Below are 18,552 nucleotides of genomic sequence, written 5' to 3'. Positions count from 1 at the left end.
ACACTCAAGATCCGTCCAGTACGTCTCTGGAACCCGGTTCCCAGCCGGTCAAACGTTCCAAGGACGATCCCTGTTCCCGAGGAGCCCCTGTGATCGATCCGCACGGCGTCCCCCTCATGTCGCTCACCTGGACCGACCATGTCACCGGCCGTCAGGGGCACTTGGTCGTGGACCGGCTGGTGCGCGGTGTCTCCAGCGGCGGGCTGCGGATGCGGGCCGGGTGCACGCTGGCCGAGGTCACGGGGCTGGCCAGGGGAATGACCATGAAGGAGGCACTGCACTACAACCCGGAGGGCCGCTACATCCCGCTGGGCGGCGCCAAGGGCGGCATCGACTGCGATCCCCGGGACCCCGGTGCGTACGGCCTGCTCGTGCGCTACCTGCGTGCCATGCGCCCGTACATCGAGAACCACTGGACCACCGGGGAGGACCTGGGCCTCAGCCAGGACCTCGTCGACCGGGCCATGGTGGAGGCCGGGCTCGTGTCGTCCATCCAGGCGGTGTATCCGCTGCTCGACGACGAGGGGGCGGCCCGCCGGCGCCTCGCGGACGCCTTCGCGGTCGAGGTGGACGGGATCGGTCTCGACGAACTGGTCGGCGGCTGCGGGGTGGCCGAGTCGGTGCTCGCGGCCCTCGACCGGGCCGGGAAGGCGTACCAGGGCACACGTGTCGCCGTACAGGGTCTGGGCACCATGGGCGGGGCCACCGCCCGGTTCCTCACGCGCGCGGGGCTGAGCCTGGTGGCGGTCGCCGACGTGGCGGGCACGATCGCCAACCCCGAGGGGCTGGACGTCGACGCGCTGCTCGCCGCGCGTGACGCGTACGGCACGGTCGACCGCTCGGCCCTGCGCCCAGCCGACCAGGAGCTGCCCGCCGGCGCCTGGCTGTCCGCCGGGGCCGACGTGCTGGTGCCGGCCGCGGTCTCGTACGCCATCGGGACCGCCGACCAGGAGCGGATCACGGCGCGCTGGGTCGTCGAGGCGGCCAACATGCCGGTCCTGCCGGAGGCGGAGGAACTGCTCGCCGCGCGCGGGATCGTCGTCCTGCCGGACGTGGTGGTCAACTCCGGGACCAACGCCTGGTGGTGGTGGACCCTGTTCGGTGACATCGGGGCCGACGCGGACGAGGCGTTCGCGTACGTCCGGCGCTCGATGCGCGCCCTGGTCGACCGGACGCTCGCGCGCGCGGAGGCCGACGGTTCGACACCGAGGGCGGCCGCGCACGCCATCGCCGCGGAGCGGCTGCCGGCGATCGCGGAGCGGTTCGGCTGGTACCGGTGACGGGCCCGGTGCGGCCTGCCACCCGCTTTCGGGCGACGCCGCCCGCGGTCGCGCCATAGGGTTGCCCGGTGGCGAGAGTGCGGTTGAGCGTGGCGCAGCGGCGCGAGGAGTTGCTGCGGGCCGCGATCGGGCAGATCGAGGAGCGCGGTGTGTCCGCCGTGCGGATCTCCGATGTGGCGAACGCCCTCGGGGTGAGCAACGCCCTGGTGCTCTATCACTTCTCCACGAAGGAGAAGCTGGTCGCCGCCGCGTTCACGTACGCGGCCGAGGACGACCTCGCCCATCTGCGCAAGCTGCTGACCCGGCGTACGACCGCCCTGCGACGGCTGCGGGCCGCCGTACGGTGGTACGCGCCGACCGGGCAGGCCAAGGGCTGGCGGCTGTGGATCGAGGGCTGGGCGGTGGCACTGCGCGAGCCCGCGCTGCGGGACGTCACCCGTGATCTGGACCGGCGGTGGAAGGCCACGCTCACCGAGGTCATCGCCGAGGGGGTGGCGCAGGGCGAGTTCCGGTGCCCGGACCCGACGGCCACGGCGCTGCGCCTCACCGCCCTGCTGGACGGGCTCGCCGTGCAGATGACGGCGTACCCGGGCGCGGTGTCGCGCGCCCGCACCCAGCAGTGGGTGGACGAGGCGCTGGCCCGCGAGCTGGGCCTCGACAGCGAGACCGTGAGGTCGCCGAAGGAGTGAGACGAGGCCCTGGGCCCCTCGCCCCCACCCCCGGCCGACGGGGTGTCCGCCGGCCGGGGCCGCGGGCGAGGGGGGAGTCGCCCGGGGTCGTGGGTCAGCTGGAGAAGGGCACCGCGTCGGCCGGGTCGGCGTGCCAGTTGGTGGCGATGGGGCGGTCGACCGTGACCGTCTCGGGGAGTTCCAGGGTGACGGCGTTGAGCTCGTCGCCCGTGACGGCGAGGTGGAGCAGGTCGAACTGCCTGCCGTTGTTGTCGTTGGTGCTCTTGGGGTTGATTCCGGCGTAGGCGGCGGTGGAGCCGGAGAGAATGACGTCGTCGCTGACGCTCTGCTCGGCGGGCGACACCTCGGTGTCGGCGGCGGAGCCGAAGGACGCGGAGGGGAAGACGCCCTCCAGGTAGCAGGTGACGCCGGACTTGGCCGTGGCGGTGACGAGGAGGTAGCCGCCCGCCTGCGTCTCGGAGCCGACCGTGAAGTCCAGGTCGTCCGTTGCGCAGGCCTGCACGGCGCGGCCCGTGCCACCGCTGACGGCGGTGGCGGTCGTGACCGCGGTGGCGGTGAGGGCCGCCGCGGCGACCACGGCGAGGGCGAGGCGGGCGGAACGGGTGGCAAGACGCGAACGCATTGGGATCTCCATGCTGTGGAAGCGGTTCGTCCGGCGGGCCGCTCGGACACCCAGAGCTTGTTCCGTGATCCGTCCCGTCCGCCACACCTGACGATCACTACGGGACGCTGGAACGCTGGAACCTCCTCTGACCTGCACGGACACCGACAGCCTGGAACGGGTTCACGGGACGCGGCCGGGACGGGACACCCGTCCGGGACAAGAACGAGGGGTGGCCGGCGTGGCTCGACACATGTGTCGAGCCACGCCGGCCACCCCTCGGCCGCAGACCTTCCGGACCGTCAGGCCACGGCTTCGATCCACGACTTGATGTCGTGGAGCGACAGATTCCCCTTCGCCTCCACGCGGTCGCCCGAGGACTCCCCGCGCAGCCGCCGGCCGATCCAGGGCACCAGGTACTCGCGTGCCCAGTGGATGTTGTCCCGCCGCACCTCCATCGTGCCGCGCGGCGGCAGCGGCGGCCACGGCTGGTCCGGGTCCGCGGGCACTTCGAGGCCCAGGATCTGTCCGGCGCGCAGGGCGACCCGGGTGTGCCCCTCGGGCGACAGATGGAGCCGGTCGCCGTCCCAGGCCCGCCGGTCCTGGATGGTCCTGAGGGACCACAGGTCGAGCACCGGACAGTTGTACCGGTCGGCGATGGCCCGCAGATGCAGGTTGTACGTGGCGATCTTGCCGCGCATGTGCTTGAGAACGGGTACGCCACGGGTGTCGAAGCCGGTGGCCACGAGGACCGTGCCGACGACGGACGTGAGGTCCGCGACGGCGCGCTCGTAGCGCTCCGCGACCTCGTCGGGGTCGGTGCCCGGCCGGATGATGTCGTTGCCGCCCGCGCAGAAGGAGACCAGGTCCGGCCGGAGCTCCTTGGCCCGCCGCACCTGGTCCTCGACGATCTGGTCGAGCAGCTTCCCGCGTACCGCGAGGTTGGTGTAGTCGAAGTCGCCCTCGGGCCGTCGGTCCGCGAGCAGCACCGCGAACCGGTCGGCCCAGCCGACGTACGCTCCGTCCGGGCCGGGGTCGCCGACGCCCTCGGTGAAACTGTCACCCACCGCCACGTACGACCCGATCACTGATCTGTTGTCGTTCTTCGAATCGTCTGCCACATCGGCCCATGATTCACCCGGAGGTGTGAGCTACGCGACCGTAGGAAGGGGTTGACTCGCGGTGAGATAAGCCACTCGTCAAGTGTTGGTCAACCGCGGAATAAGGGTCGAGTTCCGGGACGTTACCGCAGCTCCCAGACCCGGAAATCGCTGATGGCGAAGTGACTCCAGGTGGTCCGGAAGGCGAAGTGCCCGCTCGTGTACGGCTCCGGGTCGGCGTAGTCGAGGACGAGCCGTCCGTTGTTCCACCACTGGACCGTCGAGCCGTTCGAGACGATCCGCACCCGGTGCGGCCGATTGGCCGTGAGCAGGGGTTCGGTGTAGTCGAGGATCAACGGCCGTACGCCCGCCTCGCCGACGTAACGGCGCAGCCTGGTCGTGGTGTTCGTGTTCGCGCCGTAGCCGACGTAGTACGTCCTGAGGTGGTCGTACTCCTCCAGCGCACCGCCGCGGGGCGTGGCGAAGAGGTCGTGCGGTGAGCGCGCGTCGGTGGCGTTCCAGAAGTTGTTGAGGTCCGACACGCGGTCGTTGGCGCCGCCCGCCGAGACCGGTGTGGCGGTGTACTCGATGACGTACGGCCCGCGCAGCGCGCGGCGGAACCAGAGCGTCGCGCCGCTGGGCACGTCGATGTCCAGGACACCGCGGTCGGCGGTGACGCTGCCGCCGTCCTGCAGTTCGGCCGCCCACCGGCCGAGGCCGTGCCGGAAGTCGTCATGGGCGACGAGCCGGCCCCGCCGCCGGCGGTCCGAGGCGCTCGCCCACGGTCCGGGAACGAGCGCGGCGAGTCCGGCCCCGGCGGCCAGGGCTCCGAACGCTCTGCGTGTGGTCGTCATGATGCGGTTCCTTCGGGCGTCGTGATCTCGCTGGTCGCGGAGAGCGCTTGCGGAGATCACTGTGGCGCCCCGGAGCACCCGTGTCGACGCTTCTCCCGGCCACGCAACACGACCGCAACGCGCCGAACACGTTCCGCTCACCGGGCAGTTGCGGGGAGCCGCCCGGGAGTTGCCCTGGCGCACCGAAGGCCGGACCCCGGGGATCACAGGGTCCGGCCTTCGGAGACGAGCCGGGCGGTACGGCCCGCGGGCGCGGGCTCGGACGGCTCCGGTCAGACGGAGACGCCGTTGGCGCGCAGGTAGGCCAGCGGGTCCACGTCCGAGCCGTAGTCCGGGGTGGTGCGGATCTCGAAGTGCAGGTGCGGGCCCGTGACGTTGCCCGTCGCACCGGAGAGGCCGACCTGCTGGCCCCCGGTCACGGTCTGTCCGGCCGTGACACCGAGGGAGGACAGGTGGGCGTACTGGGCGTAGTGGCCGTCGGCGAGCTGGATGACGACCTGGTTGCCGTACGCGCCGCCCCAGCCGGCGGAGACGACCGTGCCGGCCCCGACGGACTTGAGCGCGGTGCCGGTGGGAACCACGAAGTCGACACCGGTGTGGTAGCCGCTGGACCACATGCTGCCCGACATCTTGTACGCGGTGCCGATCGTCGCGCCGTCGACCGGCAGCGTGAAGCCGGTGGCGGGCGCGGTGTCCGCGGCCTTGGACGCCGTGGTCGTCGACTTCTTCGCAGCGGGCTTCTCGGCGTTGTCGGTCTTGCCGGACTTCGACGCGGTGGTGTCGGAGCTCGGCGTGGCCGCGGCCTTGCCGCCGATCGTGAGCTTCAGGCCCGGGTGGATGAGGGCCGGGTCACCGCCGATGGACTTACGGTTGTCCGAGTACAGCTTCTTCCAGCCGCCGCTGACGTCCTGCGTGTCGGCGATCTTCGAGAGGGAGTCACCCGACCGCACGGCGTACGTCCTGGTGCCGGCCTTCTTCGCTTCGGCCTTCTTCGTTTCGGCCTTCTTCTCCGCGGCGGGCGCGGAGACGACGGTCCCCTTCGCGACATTCGAGGCGCTCGCCACGGAATCGGCCGCGGACTGCGGTGTGGCCGCGTGCGCTCCGGCCGCGCCGAGAAGCGGGAGGGCCAGTGCGGCGCCCCCGGTTCCGGCGACCGCTATGGAACGAGTGAAACGCTGGGTCTTGGTACGGCGGTGCTTACCCTTCGCGGGCATGACGAATTCCTCTCCGGCGCCTGCGAGGTGAGCTGTCGGGTGCGAGCTGGAGATGCCCGGCCGTGCTTTCGCACGGCTTAACCCCAAGCCGTTCCGGAGACCGGAACAGGCGTCTTACCTGTGGGTCCCCCGCTCCTGCCTCGTACGGGTGAGTGCGGATTCCGGGCGGCGGCAGGATTGGGCGTCCGTCCGGATTGGAGGCGAACGTAAGCGACATGAAGACGCGGAAACAACCTCGGGGGTTTCCTGTGTGTCCCGTTTTCTTGATCCTCGACCGAAATACCGGTCACCCTGCGTCGACCGGGGATCTTCTCGATTGTTAAATCCCATAGGGCGGGGCCGAATTGCGTGAGCATGGCGACAGCGGAACGTCACGGATATGACGCTGCTCACGGACCGGTGTTCCAGGAGCCTTTATTCCCTGGCGAGTTGGAACCAAGGCTCCATTACGGACACAACAGTCAGATGCGACGCAAGCGGATAACCGTCGCATCCAGATCTCCGCGCAGCCCCGTCCGCATCCCGTGGTGCAGCAGCACGGCACCACGGTGGACTTCACCCGTTTCGCGGCATTCGTACGACGCCGACGGGTCGAGCCCCTTCAGCCTCACCGCCGGAGCCGGTTCGCCGTAGTGCTGGGCCTGGAGCCAGGCGAGGACGACGACCTCGCCGCCCCTGACGTACTGGACGGCGCTCAGTCCGCCCTCCGGCGCCCGCAGCCGATGGAGGTCGCCGCCCTGCACCACCGGCCGGATCTCCTTGTAGAGCTCCACCCAGGTCCGGGCCTCCGCCAGTTCCTCCTCGGTCCACCGGGTGAGGTCGCCGCCGACGCCGAGGACCCCGGCCATCGCGCTCACGAAGCGGAACCGCAGCGAGCTGACCCGTCCGTTCAGCTGCGTGTTCGGGCTGTCCGTGACCCAGGCGGCCATGGCCCGCGCGGGATGCACCTGGCTGAACCCGTGCTGGATGGCCAGCCGGTCCAGCGGGTCCGTGTTGTCCGAGGTCCACACCTGGTCCGTACGCGCCATGATCCCCAGGTCGATCCGGCCGCCGCCACCGGAGCAGGACTCGAAGGCGACGGTCGGGTGGGCCGCCCGCAACCGGTCCAACAGGTCGTAGAGGGCGTGCACATGGTCCACCCACAGCCGCTGGGGGTAGGCCTCACCCGGCCATCCCGCGTCGGTGAAGCAGCGGTTGAAGTCCCATTTCACGTAGTCGATCGGCGCGCTGGAGAGCAGCGTGTCGAGCTGTTCCCACAGGTACTCCCGGACGTCCTCGCGGGCGAGGTTCAGGACGAGCTGATTGCGCAGCTCCGTCCGCTTTCGTCCCGGCTGGAACTGCGCCCACTCCGGGTGCGCGCGGTACAGCTCGCTGTCCGGGTTGACCATCTCGGGCTCGACCCAGATCCCGAACCGCATCCCGAGCCCGTGCACGTGGTCGCCCAGCGGCTTGAGGCCGCCGGGGAAGCGGTCCCGGTTGGGCGTCCAGTCGCCGAGGCCGGCCCGGTCGCTGGTGCGCTCCCCGAACCAGCCGTCGTCGACCACGAACAGCTCGACCCCCATGTCGGCGGCCCGGCGGGCGAGCGCCCGCTGCTGCTCCTCGGAGATGTCGAACTCCGTCGCCTCCCAGGAGTTGTAGAGCACGGGCCGGTCCCGGTCAGCGTCCGGGATCACGTACGCGCGCTGGTACGCGTGCCAGGCCCGGCTGGCCCCGCCGAAGCCGCCGTCGCTCCACAGTCCCGCGAAGACGGGGGTGACGAAGGTCTCCCCCGGCTCCAGGCGGAGCAGCCCCGAGTCGTCGTACCCGGCGCCGCCGGTGATCTGCACGCGCGCGTCCGGCAGCTGGGCCACCGCGATCCGCCAGGTGCCCGACCAGGCGAGCGCGCACCCGTAGACCTCGCCCAGCTCCTCGGTCGCCGTGCCCTCCGGGTCCAGGGCGACCCACGGCAGGTGCTGGTGCCCGGTGTGTCCGCGCCGGCTGCCGATGATCTTCTCGCCGTAGGTGAGTTCGGAGCGCACCAGACGGGACTCGGCAGCCCAGCGCCCGTGCAGCTGGGACAGCCGCCACCCGTCGCGCGGTGGCAGCGTCCAGGTCGCGGAGTCGGCGCGCAGCACCTCAAGGGCGGGCCCTTCGTTGGTGAGCGTCACCCACCGCTCGACGACGTCGGTGGCGGCCCGCATCCGGTAGTGCAGGGTGATGCCGAGCCCGGAGTCGGAGAACCGCAGCCGCAGCTCGTCGGCGTCGGCCCCACCCGTCTCGTACGCCTCGAAGCGCCATTCGGTGCCGCGCCGCTCCTGCGTGCGCACCGAAAGGGCGGGCCGTACGAAGCGGGGGCCGCCCTCGACCGGATACTCCTCGTGGCCGTCGAGGGTGGCCTCGAACGCCCAGTACTCGGGCCCCGGGCCCGCGGCGAGCGCCTCGGCGTCGGCGAGCGCGATCCTCGGGCCCCAGTGGAGATGGAGCAGCTCGTCCTCGTCCCCGAGCCGCAGGCCGTAGCTGCTCGTGAGCCCCGAAAGGAGCCACGTACGACCGTCTGCGCCGATCTCTACCATCAAGCCCTCACATATTCGAACAGGCACGCTCAAGTCACAACATCATCAGGGGCCGCCCACCCTTCGGGCAACGCCTGTGGACAACTCATCGGCCCCCGAACCCATGTCGTATCGTCGGAAGCGCCTCGCCGACGAGTCGCGTCGGCGGTGGATGGGAGGAGCCCTCGTGACGCAGCAGGTCCCGTCGACCGAGCCCGAACTGGCCGGAGTGCGCAATTTCCGCGATGTGGGCGGCCTGCCGACCGTGGACGGACGCCGGGTGGCGCAGGGGCGCCTGTTCCGCAGCGGCCACCTCGCGCACGCGACGGCGTCGGACGCCGCGTTCCTCGCCTCGCTCGGCCTCCACACGATCTTCGACTTCCGCAACGCGGCGGACCAGAAGCTGGAGGGCGCCGACGTCGAGCTGCCCGGCGTGCGGAACGTTAATCTGCCGCTGACGGACCCGGCCGACGGCGCCGAGTTCTGGAAGATGGTCCGCGACGGCGACCTGGACCAGCTGCGCGAGCTGCTCTCGGACGGCCGGGCGGCGAACCGCATGATCAGGTCCTACCGCACGATCATCAAGGAGCGCACGGCCGAGCACCGGCAGGTGCTGCACGCGATGGCGCAGGACAGCGTCCCGGCCCTGATGCACTGCGCGGCCGGCAAGGACCGGGCCGGCCTCTCCGTCGCCGTGACGCTGCTCGCCGTCGGCGTGGAGCGCGAGGCCATCGTGGCGGACTACCTGGAGTCGAACGCGGCGCACCGGCGGTACAAGGTCCAGCGCACCGGTTCCGCCGCCTCCGTGTACACACCCGAGGTGATGGAACTGCTCAGCCCGCTCTTCGACGCGCGCGCCGAGTACCTGGCGGCGGCGTTCGGGACGATCGAGGAGACGTGGGGCGGCGTCGACGCGTATCTGGAGCAGGCGCTCGGCGTGACCCCGGAGATACGGGAGCGGCTGCGGGAGCGCTTCCTCGACTGAGTGGGCTCGGCTCGGCCCGGCGGGCTACTGGTTCTGGGCGCCGAGCGTGAACAGCAGGTAGATGAAGGCCGCGAAGACATGCCCGACCGCCACGTAGATGATGAGCCGCACCCACAGCGCGCGCGGGAGCTTCTCCTCCATGTCCTTCATGAGCCTTCTCCTGGGGTCGTCGTCGGTCCGAGGCACAGGGCGGCCGTCGGGCTCTGCAGCAGGGTGTGCACGAAGAGGAGCTCGGCGCCGTCCCGGTCGGCGGCGGCGATCCGGTGCGGGGTCAGCGAGTCGAAGTGCGCGCTGTCACCGGGCGCGAGCACGTGCGCGGTGTCGCCGAGCCGGAGCCGGAGCCGCCCCTGGAGGACGTACAGCCACTCCTCACCGGGGTGGACCCGCACGATGTCGCCCTGCGCCCCGTACGGGACGTGCACACGCAGGGACTGCATACCGCGTCCCGCCGCACCGGCCTGCCAGTAGGTCCAGCCGCCCGCGCGCGTGGGCTCCATGTCGGTGGAGCGCACGACGGCGTCCCGCTCGGTGACCGTCTCACCGAGCAGCTCGGACACGGTCGTGCCGTAGATCCGGGCCAGCGCGAGCAGCATCGGCAGCGAGGGCTGGCGCTGCCCGGTCTCCAGCCGGGAGAGATGGGCGGGCGAGAGTCCGGCGGCGCGGGCCGCGGACTCCAGGGTGAGTGCCGCGCGGCGCCGGAGCGCGCGCAGCTGGGGAGCGACGGCCGGCAGGTGCTCCGGGGACTGCTCCTCGGCCGTCTCGGGCTCGGGAGTCCCGGAAGGGCTCGTACCCTTGCCTGGGTTCATACGTTCCATTGAGCCGCAGTCTTGCCTCTGAGGCAAATCCCTTGCCTCAGAGGCAAAAAGCGCGGCGGTCGGCGACTCTGCCGAGCCCTACCGGTTGGCCACCGCCTGCTTGACCAGGGTCTTCCCGAAGTCCCACATCAGCCCGCCGCCGCTGTGCGCGTCGTCCATGACGGCGGTGAAGGCCTCGACGAACCGGTCCACGTCCGCCTCGCCGACCACCAACGGCGGGATCAGCTTGATCACTTCCAGGTGGTCGCCGGAGACCTGGGTGAGAATCCGGTGCCGCTGCAGCAGCGGTACGACCACCATCTGCGCGAACAGCCCCTTGCGCGCGGCCTGGAGCATCGCCCAGCGACTGCGCAGCTTCAGCGACGTGGGTCGCCCGAACTCGATACCGATCATCAGACCGCGGCCGCGTACGTCGCTGAGCAGCTCGTACTTGTCGACGAGCGCCGCAAGCCGGGACTTGAGCAGCTCTCCGGTGGCACGGGCGTTCGCCACGGTCTGCTCGTTCTCCATGACCGCGAGGACGGCGAGCCCGGCCGCCATGGCCTGCGCGTTGGCCCCGAAGCTCGCGGAGTGCACGAGGACCCGGTCCATGGACGAGTAGACCTTCTTGAAGATCCAGTCCTTGCCGAGGGTCGCGCCCACGGGTACATAGCCGCCGGACAGCGCCTTCGCCACACAGACCAGGTCCGGCTCCACGCCCTCCTCGTGCTGGTAGGCGTAGAAGTCCCCGGTCCGGCCGAGCCCGGTCTGCACCTCGTCCGCGATGAGCAGCGCCTTGTGCCGGTGCAGCAGCTCCTGGGCGGCGCGCAGATAGCCCGGCGGCGACTCGTGCACGCCCTTGCCCTGGATCGGCTCGACGATCAGCGCGGCCACGTCGCCCTTGCGCAGCTCCGCCGCCAGCGCGTCGAGGTCGCCGAGCGGGACCGCCGTGTCGGGCAGCAGCGGGGCGAAGCCGTCCCGGAAACCGTCCTCGCCGTTGACGGACAGGGACCCGGTGGTCAGGCCGTGGAAGGCGTGCGCGCAGTACAGGACGCGCGGCTTCCCGGTGGCGTACCGGGCGAACTTCAGCGCGGTCTCGACGGCCTCCGTACCGCTGTTGCCGAAGAACACCCGGTCCAGGTGCGGGCTGTGGGTGAGCAGCCTCTCCGCCAGCAGTCCGGGCAGCGGCTGGCAGTCGAAGCGGGTGAGGTCGGCGAGGCCGGCGTCGAGGACGTCGTGCAGCGCCTTGCGGACGACGGGGTGGTGGCGGCCCAGGCCCATCACCCCGAACCCGGCGAGCATGTCCAGGTAGTCGTTGCCGTCCGCGTCCCAGAAGTACGCGCCCTCGGCCCGCTCGTAGACCTTGTCGAAGCCGATGGTGCGCAGCATGCGCGGCAGCTGGTGGTTCAGGTACTTCGCGTGCAGCTCGTAGCGTTCGGCGCCGCGCTCGGCGAGGAGAGCGCCGAGGTCGAACCCCTGCGGCTGCTGGGACTTGCTGGTCGTCATTCCGGTTTCTCCTTGGGCGCGTGCTTCTTCGCGGCCGGTTTCGCGGCGGGCGCCCGCTTCCCGGCGGCTCCGCGCGCCCCGGCGGCCGGCGCCTTCCGGGGGCGTGGCGTGGCGCCCCGCCCGTCGGGAGCCTGTGCCCCTGGCTCGGGGCCGGACTGCTCGCCGATGTCGGGACCGGCGCCGCGGGAGGTGTCCGGGCCGCCGCCGTGTGCTGCCTCCCGGACGGCCAGGCTCGCGCTGATCCGGCCCGCGATCTCGACGGGGGTCAGTCCGATGTCGGCGAGCACCTCGCTCCGCTTGGCGTGCGGGAGGAACTGCTCGGGGATGCCGAACCGCCGTACGGGCACGTCGACCTCGGCGTCCGACAGGGCGAGCGCGACGGCGGCGCCCACACCCGCGGCCCGACTGTTGTCCTCGACGACCGCGACCATGCGGTGTCCGGCGGCCAGGCCGGGCAGCGCGGGATCGACGGGCTTGACCCACCGCGGGTCCACCACGGTGCAGCCGATGCCCCTGGCCGCGAGGAGTTCGGCCGCGTGCAGGCACACCGGGGCCATCACCCCGACGGCCACGAGCAGCACGTCCGGCCGCTCGCCGCGGTGCAGCACGTCCACTCCGCCCACCCGGTCGACCGCGGGGATCCCGGGTCCCACCGACTCCTTGGGGAAGCGGATCAGCGTGGGGGCGTCGTCCACGGCGACCGCCTCGCGCAGCTGGGCACGGAGCTGGTCGGCGTCGCGCGGCGCGGCGATCCTGAGGCCCGGCACGACCTGGAGGATCGACATGTCCCACATGCCGTTGTGGGAGGCCCCGTCGGCTCCGGTGACGCCGGCGCGGTCCAGCACGAAGGTCACTCCGCAGCGGTGCAGTGCGACATCCATGAGGAGCTGGTCGAAGGCGCGGTTGAGGAAGGTCGCGTACACGGCGACGACCGGATGCAGTCCACCGGTCGCGAGTCCGGCCGCGGACACCGTGGCGTGCTGCTCGGCGATGCCGACGTCCCACACCCGGCCGGGGAACCGCTCGGCGAACTTGGCGAGCCCCACCGGGTGCAGCATGGCGGCCGTGATCGCCACGACGTCCGCGCGCTCCTCGCCGATGCTCACGATCTCGTCGCCGAACACCGAGGTCCAGGAGGGTCCGTTCGAGGGCGCGAGCGGCTCGCAGGTGAGCGGGTCCATCACGCCGACGGTGTGGAAGTGGTCCTCCTCGTGGGCGAGCGCGGGCTCGTAACCGCGCCCCTTCTCCGTCAGGCAGTGGATGACGACGGGCCCGTGGAAACGTTTCGCGCGCCGCAGCGCCGACTCGACCGCGCCCACGTCGTGTCCGTCGATCGGCCCGACGTACTTCAGCCCCAGGTCCTCGAACATGCCCTGCGGGGCGAACGCGTCCTTGAACCCCTTCTTCGCGCCGTGCAGCGACTCGTAGAGCGTGCCGCCGACGACCGGGGTGCGCAGCAGGACGTCCTTGCCCCAGGCCAGGACCTTCTCGTAGCTGTCGGTGGTGCGCAGCGTCGCCAGGTGGTTGGCGAGGCCGCCGATGGTCGGCGCGTAGGAGCGTTCGTTGTCGTTGACGACGATGATCAGGGGCCGGTCCTTGGCGGCCGCGATGTTGTTGAGCGCCTCCCACGCCATGCCGCCGGTGAGTGCCCCGTCGCCGATGACCGCGACGACGTGGCCCTTCTCGCCCTGCACCTGCCGGGCCTTGGCGAGTCCGTCGGCCCAGCCGAGCACGGTCGAGGCGTGGCTGTTCTCGATGATGTCGTGCTCGGACTCCTCGCGTGACGGGTAGCCGGAGAGGCCGCCCTTGCCGCGCAGCTTGGAGAAGTCCTGACGACCCGTCAACATCTTGTGTACGTAGCTCTGGTGGCCGGTGTCCCACAGGATCCGGTCGACGGGCGACTCGAAGACCCGGTGGAGGGCGATGGACAGTTCCACCACTCCCAGGTTGGGTCCCAGGTGTCCCCCGGTCCTGGCGACCGCGTGCACCAGGAACTCCCTGATCTCGTCGGTCAGCCGGCCTATCTCCGTCTCGGACAGCGCCTTCAGGTCGCGTGGTCCCCGGATGCTCTCCAGAATCGTCACGCTCGGGCCCCCTCTCGGTCCGTGCTGTAGCTAGCTCACAGTGACGGCGGGTTTCCCCGGCGCCGTGCCCTCCGGCTCGCCCGATGCGACGCCGTCCGCCTCCATCTGCTCGGCGATCTTCATCGCCTCGTCGATGAGGGTCTCCACGATCTTCGACTCGGGAACGGTCTTGATGACCTCGCCCTTGACGAAGATCTGGCCCTTGCCGTTGCCGGAGGCGACACCCAGGTCGGCCTCCCGCGCTTCTCCCGGTCCGTTGACGACGCAGCCCATGACCGCGACCCGCAGGGGCACCTCCATGCCCTCAAGACCGGCACTGACCTCGTCGGCGAGCTTGTAGACGTCGACCTGGGCCCGCCCGCAGGACGGGCAGGAGACGATCTCCAGGCGGCGCTGCCGCAGCCCCAGCGACTCCAGGATCTGGATGCCGACCTTGCACTCCTCGGCGGGCGGCGCGCTCAGGGACACCCGGATGGTGTCGCCGATGCCCTCGCTGAGCAGCGCGCCGAAGGCCACCGCCGACTTGATGGTGCCCTGGAAGGCGGGACCCGCCTCCGTCACCCCGAGGTGCAGCGGGTAGTCGCACTGGGCGGCCAACTGCCGGTAGGCGTTGACCATCACGACCGGGTCGTTGTGCTTGACCGAGATCTTGATGTCACGGAAGTCGTGCTCCTCGAAGAGCGACGCCTCCCAGAGCGCCGACTCCACCAGCGCCTCAGGCGTCGCCTTGCCGTACTTCTGAAGGAGACGCCGGTCCAGGGAACCGGCGTTGACCCCGATCCGGATCGGGGTGCCGTGGTCCTTCGCGGCCCGCGCGATCTCCTTCACCTGGTCGTCGAACTGCTTGATGTTGCCGGGGTTCACCCGCACCGCGGCGCAGCCCGCGTCGATCGCGGCGAAGACGTACTTCGGCTGAAAATGGATGTCCGCGATCACCGGGATCTGCGACTTGCTCGCGATGACGGCCAGCGCGTCCGCGTCGTCCTGCGTGGGGCAGGCGACGCGGACGATCTGGCAGCCGGACGCGGTGAGTTCGGCGATCTGCTGGAGCGTGGCGCCGATGTCCGACGTACGGGTCGTCGTCATCGACTGCACCGACACGGGCGCCCCGCCCCCGACCGCCACCGGTCCGACCTGGATCTGCCGCGAGAGGCGGCGCTCCGCGATCGGCCGGACCGGTACCTCGGGGAGGCCCAAGGAGATGGCGGTCATGACGTCACCCGCGGTTTCCCGAGACGGTCTCACGGGCGGCCCGCAGGGACTCCTTGAGGGAGCCCATGGTGGCCATGACGGCCGTCGGCTCGTAGCCGCAGTGCGCCATGCAGTTGGCGCACCGGGGGTCCTTGCCGCGGCCGTAGGCGTCCCAGTCGGTCTTCTCGATCAGGTCCTTGTACGTCGTGACGTACCCGTCGCTCATCAGGTAGCAGGGTTTCTGCCAGCCGAAGAGCGAGTAGTTCGGGATGGCCCACGCCGTGCAGGGGAAGTCGACCTTGCCCTCCAGGAAGTCCAGGAAGAGCGGGGAGTGGTTGAGCCGCCAGCGCAGCCGGTTGCCGCCCGCGAAGGCCTTCTTGAAGAGTTCGCGGGTCTGCTCCACGCCCAGGAAGTGCTCCTGGTCGGGGGCCTTCTCGTAGGCGTAGGCGGGCGAGATCATCATCTCGTCCACCTTCAGGTCGTCATTGAGGAAGTTGAGCACCTCGATGATCGTCTGCGGGGTGTCGGTGTTGAAGAAGGTCGAGTTGGTGGTCACCCGGAAGCCGCGCTTCTTGGCCTCCTTGATGGCCGCCACCGCCTCGTCGAACACGCCCTCCTTGGCGACGGACTCGTCGTGCCGCTCCCGCAGGCCGTCGATGTGCACGGCGAACGCGAAGTACGGCGAGGGGGTGAACTTGTCCATCTTCTTGCGCAGCAGCATGGCGTTGGTGCACAGGAAGATGTACTTCTTCTTGGCCACCAACTGCCGCACGATCTCGTCGATATGAGGGTGCATCAGGGGCTCGCCGCCCGCGATGGACACCATCGGCGCCCCGGACTCCAGCACCGCTCCCACGGCCTGTGCCACCGGCATGCGCTGCTTGAGCACGCCGGCCGGGTGCTGGATCTTGCCGCAGCCCTCGCAGGCGAGGTTGCAGGCGTAGAGCGGTTCGAGTTCGACGATCAGTGGGAACTTGTCCCGCTTGCGGAGCTTCTGTTCAGCGAGATACGTCGCGACCTTGATGGTCTGGCGCAGCGGCATGGCCATCTGGCTCACCTCCGAGGGAGCAGCAAAGAACGGTGCCATTCGAAAAAAACAGGAAGGATGACACGAAGAACACGGAAGGCTGATATTCCACCGCGTACCGTGCCGATCCGGACGAGTTCATGTTCTGGAGCGTCCACGACCACCCGTACGGCCGCAACGGGGCGCTCTCCCGCGCGGACGGCGCTGCGGAGCGTGGCCGCCGATTCCATGTCGACCGCGATCGCGCCGGCAGCGAGCAGCTCCGGCCGTTCGTGAGCGCGCACGACGTGATCGGAGCCGGCGAGCGGCCCCGTGTGGACGGTGCGTCCGGGCAGGACACGTCGGAGTTCCCGCACGAGCAGGTCGGTGCCCACGCACGGCGTGCTGCCGCGCGGGTCCCGGGTCTCCTGGGCGACGACCAGGTCTCCGGGGTGCATACCGGGGGTCAGCCCGGCACAGAAGCCCGTGGCCAGCACGGCCGCCCCGCTCAGCGCGGGTGCGGCCAGTGCCGTGCCGACCGCCCGTTCGGCGGCCAGCGGTCCCATGCCCGTACGCAGCACGGTGACCGGTCCCCGGGCGCCGCCCCGGTCGCCGCCCGTGCGCAGGGCGAGCCGCTCGATGCCGAGCGCGCAGGCGATCAGCAGCGGGGCGGCGTCCGGTGCCGGGCTCATCAGCTCGCCTTGCCGAAGGAGCCCTGCAGGTCGGCGAAGGGTTCGCCGTTGACGTACCGGCCCAGTGCGGTGAGCGGGAACACCTGCCGGTAGAGGTGGTAGTTGATGGAGAAGTCCCACGGGAACCCGGTGCCGGTGAAGTACGGCTCGTCCCAGGAGCCGTCCGGCAACTGCGTCTGGGCGAGCCAGGCGACCCCGCGCTCGACAGCCTTGGACTCCCGCTCCCCGGCCGCGAGCAGCGCCAGCAGCGCCCACGCGGTCTGGGAGGCGGTCGACTCACCGCGTCCGCTCCACTCGGCGACGTCGTCGTAGGAGCGCAGATCCTCGCCCCAGCCGCCGTTGTCGTTCTGTACGGTCTCCAGCCAGGCCACGGCGCGGCGGATCGCGGGGTGCGATCCCGGCAGTCCGGCGGCGACCAGCGCGGGCACCACCGAGCCCGTTCCGTAGACGTAGTTGACGCCCCAGCGGCCGAACCAGGAGCCGTTCGCCTCCTGTTCGGCGAGCAGCCACTCGATGCCCCGGCGGGTGCGCGGGTCGTGGGCGAATCCCTCGACCGCGAGCATCTCCACGACATGCGCGGTGACGTCGGCGGACGGCGGGTCGATGACCTCCCCGAAGTCGCAGAACGGCAGCCGGTTGGGGAAGGGGCTGGTGTTGTCGACGTCGAAGGCGCCCCACGCGCCGTTCTTCGACTGCATGCCGAGGTTCCAGCGCACCCCGCGTCCGATGGCCTTCTCCAGGCGCTCCGGGTCGTGGTGCTTGATCCGGCGCAGCGCCAGGACCACTTCGGCGGTGTCGTCGATGTCGGGGTAGTTGTCGTTGTGGAACTCGAACGCCCAGCCACCGGGCTGGAGTCCGGGCCGTTTGACCGCCCAGTCACCGGGGCGGACGATCTCCTCTCCGAGCATCCAGTCCGCGGCCCTCACCAGCTGCGGATGATCGGCCGGCACGCCCGCGTCGGCGAGCGCGATGGCCGCCAGACAGGTGTCCCACACCGGCGACTGACAGGCCTCGATCATCCGGGCCCCGTCCTCGCGCCACACGGCGAACCGGTCCAGGGAGGCCAGCCCCTCGCGCATCACGGGGTGTTCGAGGTCGTAGCCCAGCAGGTACAGGGCGATGACCGAGTAGACGGCGGGCGGCTGGATGCCGCCCCAGCAGCCGTCGTTCTCCTGGCGTTCGATGATCCAGCGGGCCGCGGTGTTCATCGCGGCCCTGCGCAGCCTGCGCGGCACCACCTTGCGGTAGGCATGCAGGGCCCGGTCGATCCGCTGGAACGCCCCGTCCCAGCTCGCCACCGGTGCGAAGGGTTTGACCTGACGGGGGTTACGCGGGTCGGTGTGCAGCTCGTCCAGCGAGAAGGGCGCGGGCCGTACCGGGCGCTTCGCCGAGACGACGGTGAGCGGCACGATGGTCTGCCGGGCCCAGCAGCCGAAGTCGTAGATGTTGAGCGGCATCCACTTCGGGAAGTAGATGATCTCCGGCGGGAGTTCGGGGAGGTCGTCCCATTTCCACCAGCCGAACAGGGCGAGCCAGATCCGGGTGAAGACACGGGCCGCGGCGATGCCGCCCCGCTCCCTGATCCAGGCGGACGCCCGTGCCATGTGCGGAGCGTCCGGCGCGTCACCGGCGAGGCGCAGGGCCACGTACGCCTCGACGGTGGTGGAGAGTTCGCCCGGTCCGCCGTAGAAGGAGGCCCAGGTGCCGTCCTCGCGCTGCTCGCCCCGGATGAACAGGGCGGCGGCGTGGGTGGTCTTCTCGTCCTGGATACCCAGGAACTGGCGGAGCAGCAGGTCCTCGGCGTCCATCGTGACGTTGGTCTCGAGGTCGCCCTTCCACCAGCCCTCGGCGTCCTGCGTGGTGAGCAGGAAGTCGGTGGCACGTTGTATGGCGCGTGCTGCGGTGTCTCGAATATCGGCTGTCCCGGCCGCCGCGGGAGTCGACTGTGTCCGGATGTCGCTGGCCGAGGCAGCGCGGGGCGGCATGGCCCCGGTGCTTCCGTCGGTCGTCGCTGTCATGGCTTCC

Annotated in this window: 16 protein-coding genes and 1 riboswitch; of the genes, 3 read left to right on the top strand and 13 right to left on the bottom strand. The window is 70.7% G+C overall.

All coding sequences use genetic code 11. From position 1 onward, the window contains the following. Positions 1–116: 116 nt before the first annotated feature. Together ACLVWQ_RS26180 and ACLVWQ_RS26175 are read left to right on the top strand one after the other, a co-directional pair. Entirely contained in the window at positions 117–1,280 is a 1,164-nt protein-coding gene (locus ACLVWQ_RS26180; RefSeq protein WP_414111723.1) for a Glu/Leu/Phe/Val dehydrogenase dimerization domain-containing protein, read from the top strand. A 68-nt stretch (positions 1,281–1,348) separates the two neighbouring features. Beyond that, positions 1,349–1,969: a TetR/AcrR family transcriptional regulator gene (locus tag ACLVWQ_RS26175; protein WP_414111624.1), complete on the top strand. Its 621-nt coding sequence runs from the start codon at positions 1,349–1,351 to the stop codon at positions 1,967–1,969. 94 nt (positions 1,970–2,063) lie between these two features. On the opposite strand, the gene ACLVWQ_RS26170 is transcribed toward ACLVWQ_RS26175, so the two are convergent. From ACLVWQ_RS26170 to ACLVWQ_RS26150, 5 genes are all read right to left on the bottom strand, one after another. Beyond that, a complete protein-coding gene (locus ACLVWQ_RS26170) occupies positions 2,064–2,591 on the bottom strand; it encodes a DUF4232 domain-containing protein (protein ID WP_414111623.1) in 528 nt (175 codons plus the stop codon). A 281-nt stretch (positions 2,592–2,872) separates the two neighbouring features. Beyond that, a complete protein-coding gene (locus ACLVWQ_RS26165; RefSeq protein WP_414111722.1) occupies positions 2,873–3,658 on the bottom strand; it encodes an SGNH/GDSL hydrolase family protein in 786 nt (261 codons plus the stop codon). A 155-nt stretch (positions 3,659–3,813) separates the two neighbouring features. Next, complete coding sequence (locus ACLVWQ_RS26160) at positions 3,814–4,524, bottom strand: DUF6250 domain-containing protein (protein WP_414111622.1); 711 nt, start codon at positions 4,522–4,524, stop codon at positions 3,814–3,816. A gap of 272 nt (positions 4,525–4,796) precedes the next feature. Then, on the bottom strand, positions 4,797–5,738 hold the full coding sequence (locus ACLVWQ_RS26155; protein WP_414111621.1) for a peptidoglycan DD-metalloendopeptidase family protein: 942 nt from the start codon (positions 5,736–5,738) through the stop codon (positions 4,797–4,799). A gap of 4 nt (positions 5,739–5,742) precedes the next feature. After that, positions 5,743–5,899, bottom strand: a riboswitch (cyclic di-AMP (ydaO/yuaA leader). 300 nt (positions 5,900–6,199) lie between these two features. After that, positions 6,200–8,290, bottom strand: a complete 2,091-nt coding sequence (locus tag ACLVWQ_RS26150) for an alpha-galactosidase (protein WP_414111721.1) — start codon at positions 8,288–8,290, stop codon at positions 6,200–6,202. Positions 8,291–8,456: 166 nt separating this feature from the next. On the opposite strand from ACLVWQ_RS26150, the gene ACLVWQ_RS26145 reads away from it, so the two are divergent. Then, positions 8,457–9,254: a tyrosine-protein phosphatase gene (locus ACLVWQ_RS26145; RefSeq protein ID WP_414111620.1), complete on the top strand. Its 798-nt coding sequence runs from the start codon at positions 8,457–8,459 to the stop codon at positions 9,252–9,254. A 24-nt stretch (positions 9,255–9,278) separates the two neighbouring features. On the opposite strand, the gene ACLVWQ_RS26140 is transcribed toward ACLVWQ_RS26145, so the two are convergent. From ACLVWQ_RS26140 to shc, 8 genes are all read right to left on the bottom strand, one after another. Next, positions 9,279–9,404, bottom strand: a complete 126-nt coding sequence (locus tag ACLVWQ_RS26140) for a DUF6126 family protein (protein ID WP_414111619.1) — start codon at positions 9,402–9,404, stop codon at positions 9,279–9,281. After that, positions 9,401–10,060, bottom strand: coding sequence for a helix-turn-helix domain-containing protein (locus ACLVWQ_RS26135; protein WP_414111618.1), 660 nt, complete (start codon positions 10,058–10,060; stop codon positions 9,401–9,403). The genes ACLVWQ_RS26140 and ACLVWQ_RS26135 overlap by 4 nt, the downstream gene beginning before the upstream one ends. Positions 10,061–10,147: 87 nt before the next feature. Continuing rightward, positions 10,148–11,554: an aspartate aminotransferase family protein gene (locus tag ACLVWQ_RS26130; RefSeq protein ID WP_414111617.1), complete on the bottom strand. Its 1,407-nt coding sequence runs from the start codon at positions 11,552–11,554 to the stop codon at positions 10,148–10,150. Continuing rightward, positions 11,551–13,638, bottom strand: a complete 2,088-nt coding sequence (dxs, locus tag ACLVWQ_RS26125) for a 1-deoxy-D-xylulose-5-phosphate synthase (RefSeq protein ID WP_414111616.1) — start codon at positions 13,636–13,638, stop codon at positions 11,551–11,553. The genes ACLVWQ_RS26130 and dxs overlap by 4 nt, the downstream gene beginning before the upstream one ends. Before the next feature lie 30 nt (positions 13,639–13,668). Beyond that, a complete protein-coding gene (gene ispG, locus ACLVWQ_RS26120) occupies positions 13,669–14,850 on the bottom strand; it encodes a flavodoxin-dependent (E)-4-hydroxy-3-methylbut-2-enyl-diphosphate synthase (protein WP_414111615.1) in 1,182 nt (393 codons plus the stop codon). Positions 14,851–14,854: 4 nt separating this feature from the next. Continuing rightward, positions 14,855–15,877 carry an adenosyl-hopene transferase HpnH gene (gene hpnH, locus ACLVWQ_RS26115; RefSeq protein ID WP_414111614.1) on the bottom strand — a complete coding sequence of 341 codons (1,023 nt, stop codon included), beginning with the start codon at positions 15,875–15,877 and terminating at the stop codon, positions 14,855–14,857. A 5-nt stretch (positions 15,878–15,882) separates the two neighbouring features. After that, on the bottom strand, positions 15,883–16,527 hold the full coding sequence (locus tag ACLVWQ_RS26110) for a 1-hydroxy-2-methyl-2-butenyl 4-diphosphate reductase (RefSeq protein ID WP_414111613.1): 645 nt from the start codon (positions 16,525–16,527) through the stop codon (positions 15,883–15,885). Beyond that, complete coding sequence (gene shc, locus ACLVWQ_RS26105) at positions 16,527–18,545, bottom strand: squalene--hopene cyclase (RefSeq protein WP_414111612.1); 2,019 nt, start codon at positions 18,543–18,545, stop codon at positions 16,527–16,529. Before shc ends, ACLVWQ_RS26110 begins: the two co-directional genes overlap by 1 nt. Between the last annotated feature and the right edge of the window lie 7 nt (positions 18,546–18,552).

Source organism: Streptomyces sp. CWNU-52B (assembly GCF_047444975.1).
GTDB lineage: Bacteria > Actinomycetota > Actinomycetes > Streptomycetales > Streptomycetaceae > Streptomyces.
This window is presented reverse-complemented; position numbering and strand designations above follow the sequence as displayed.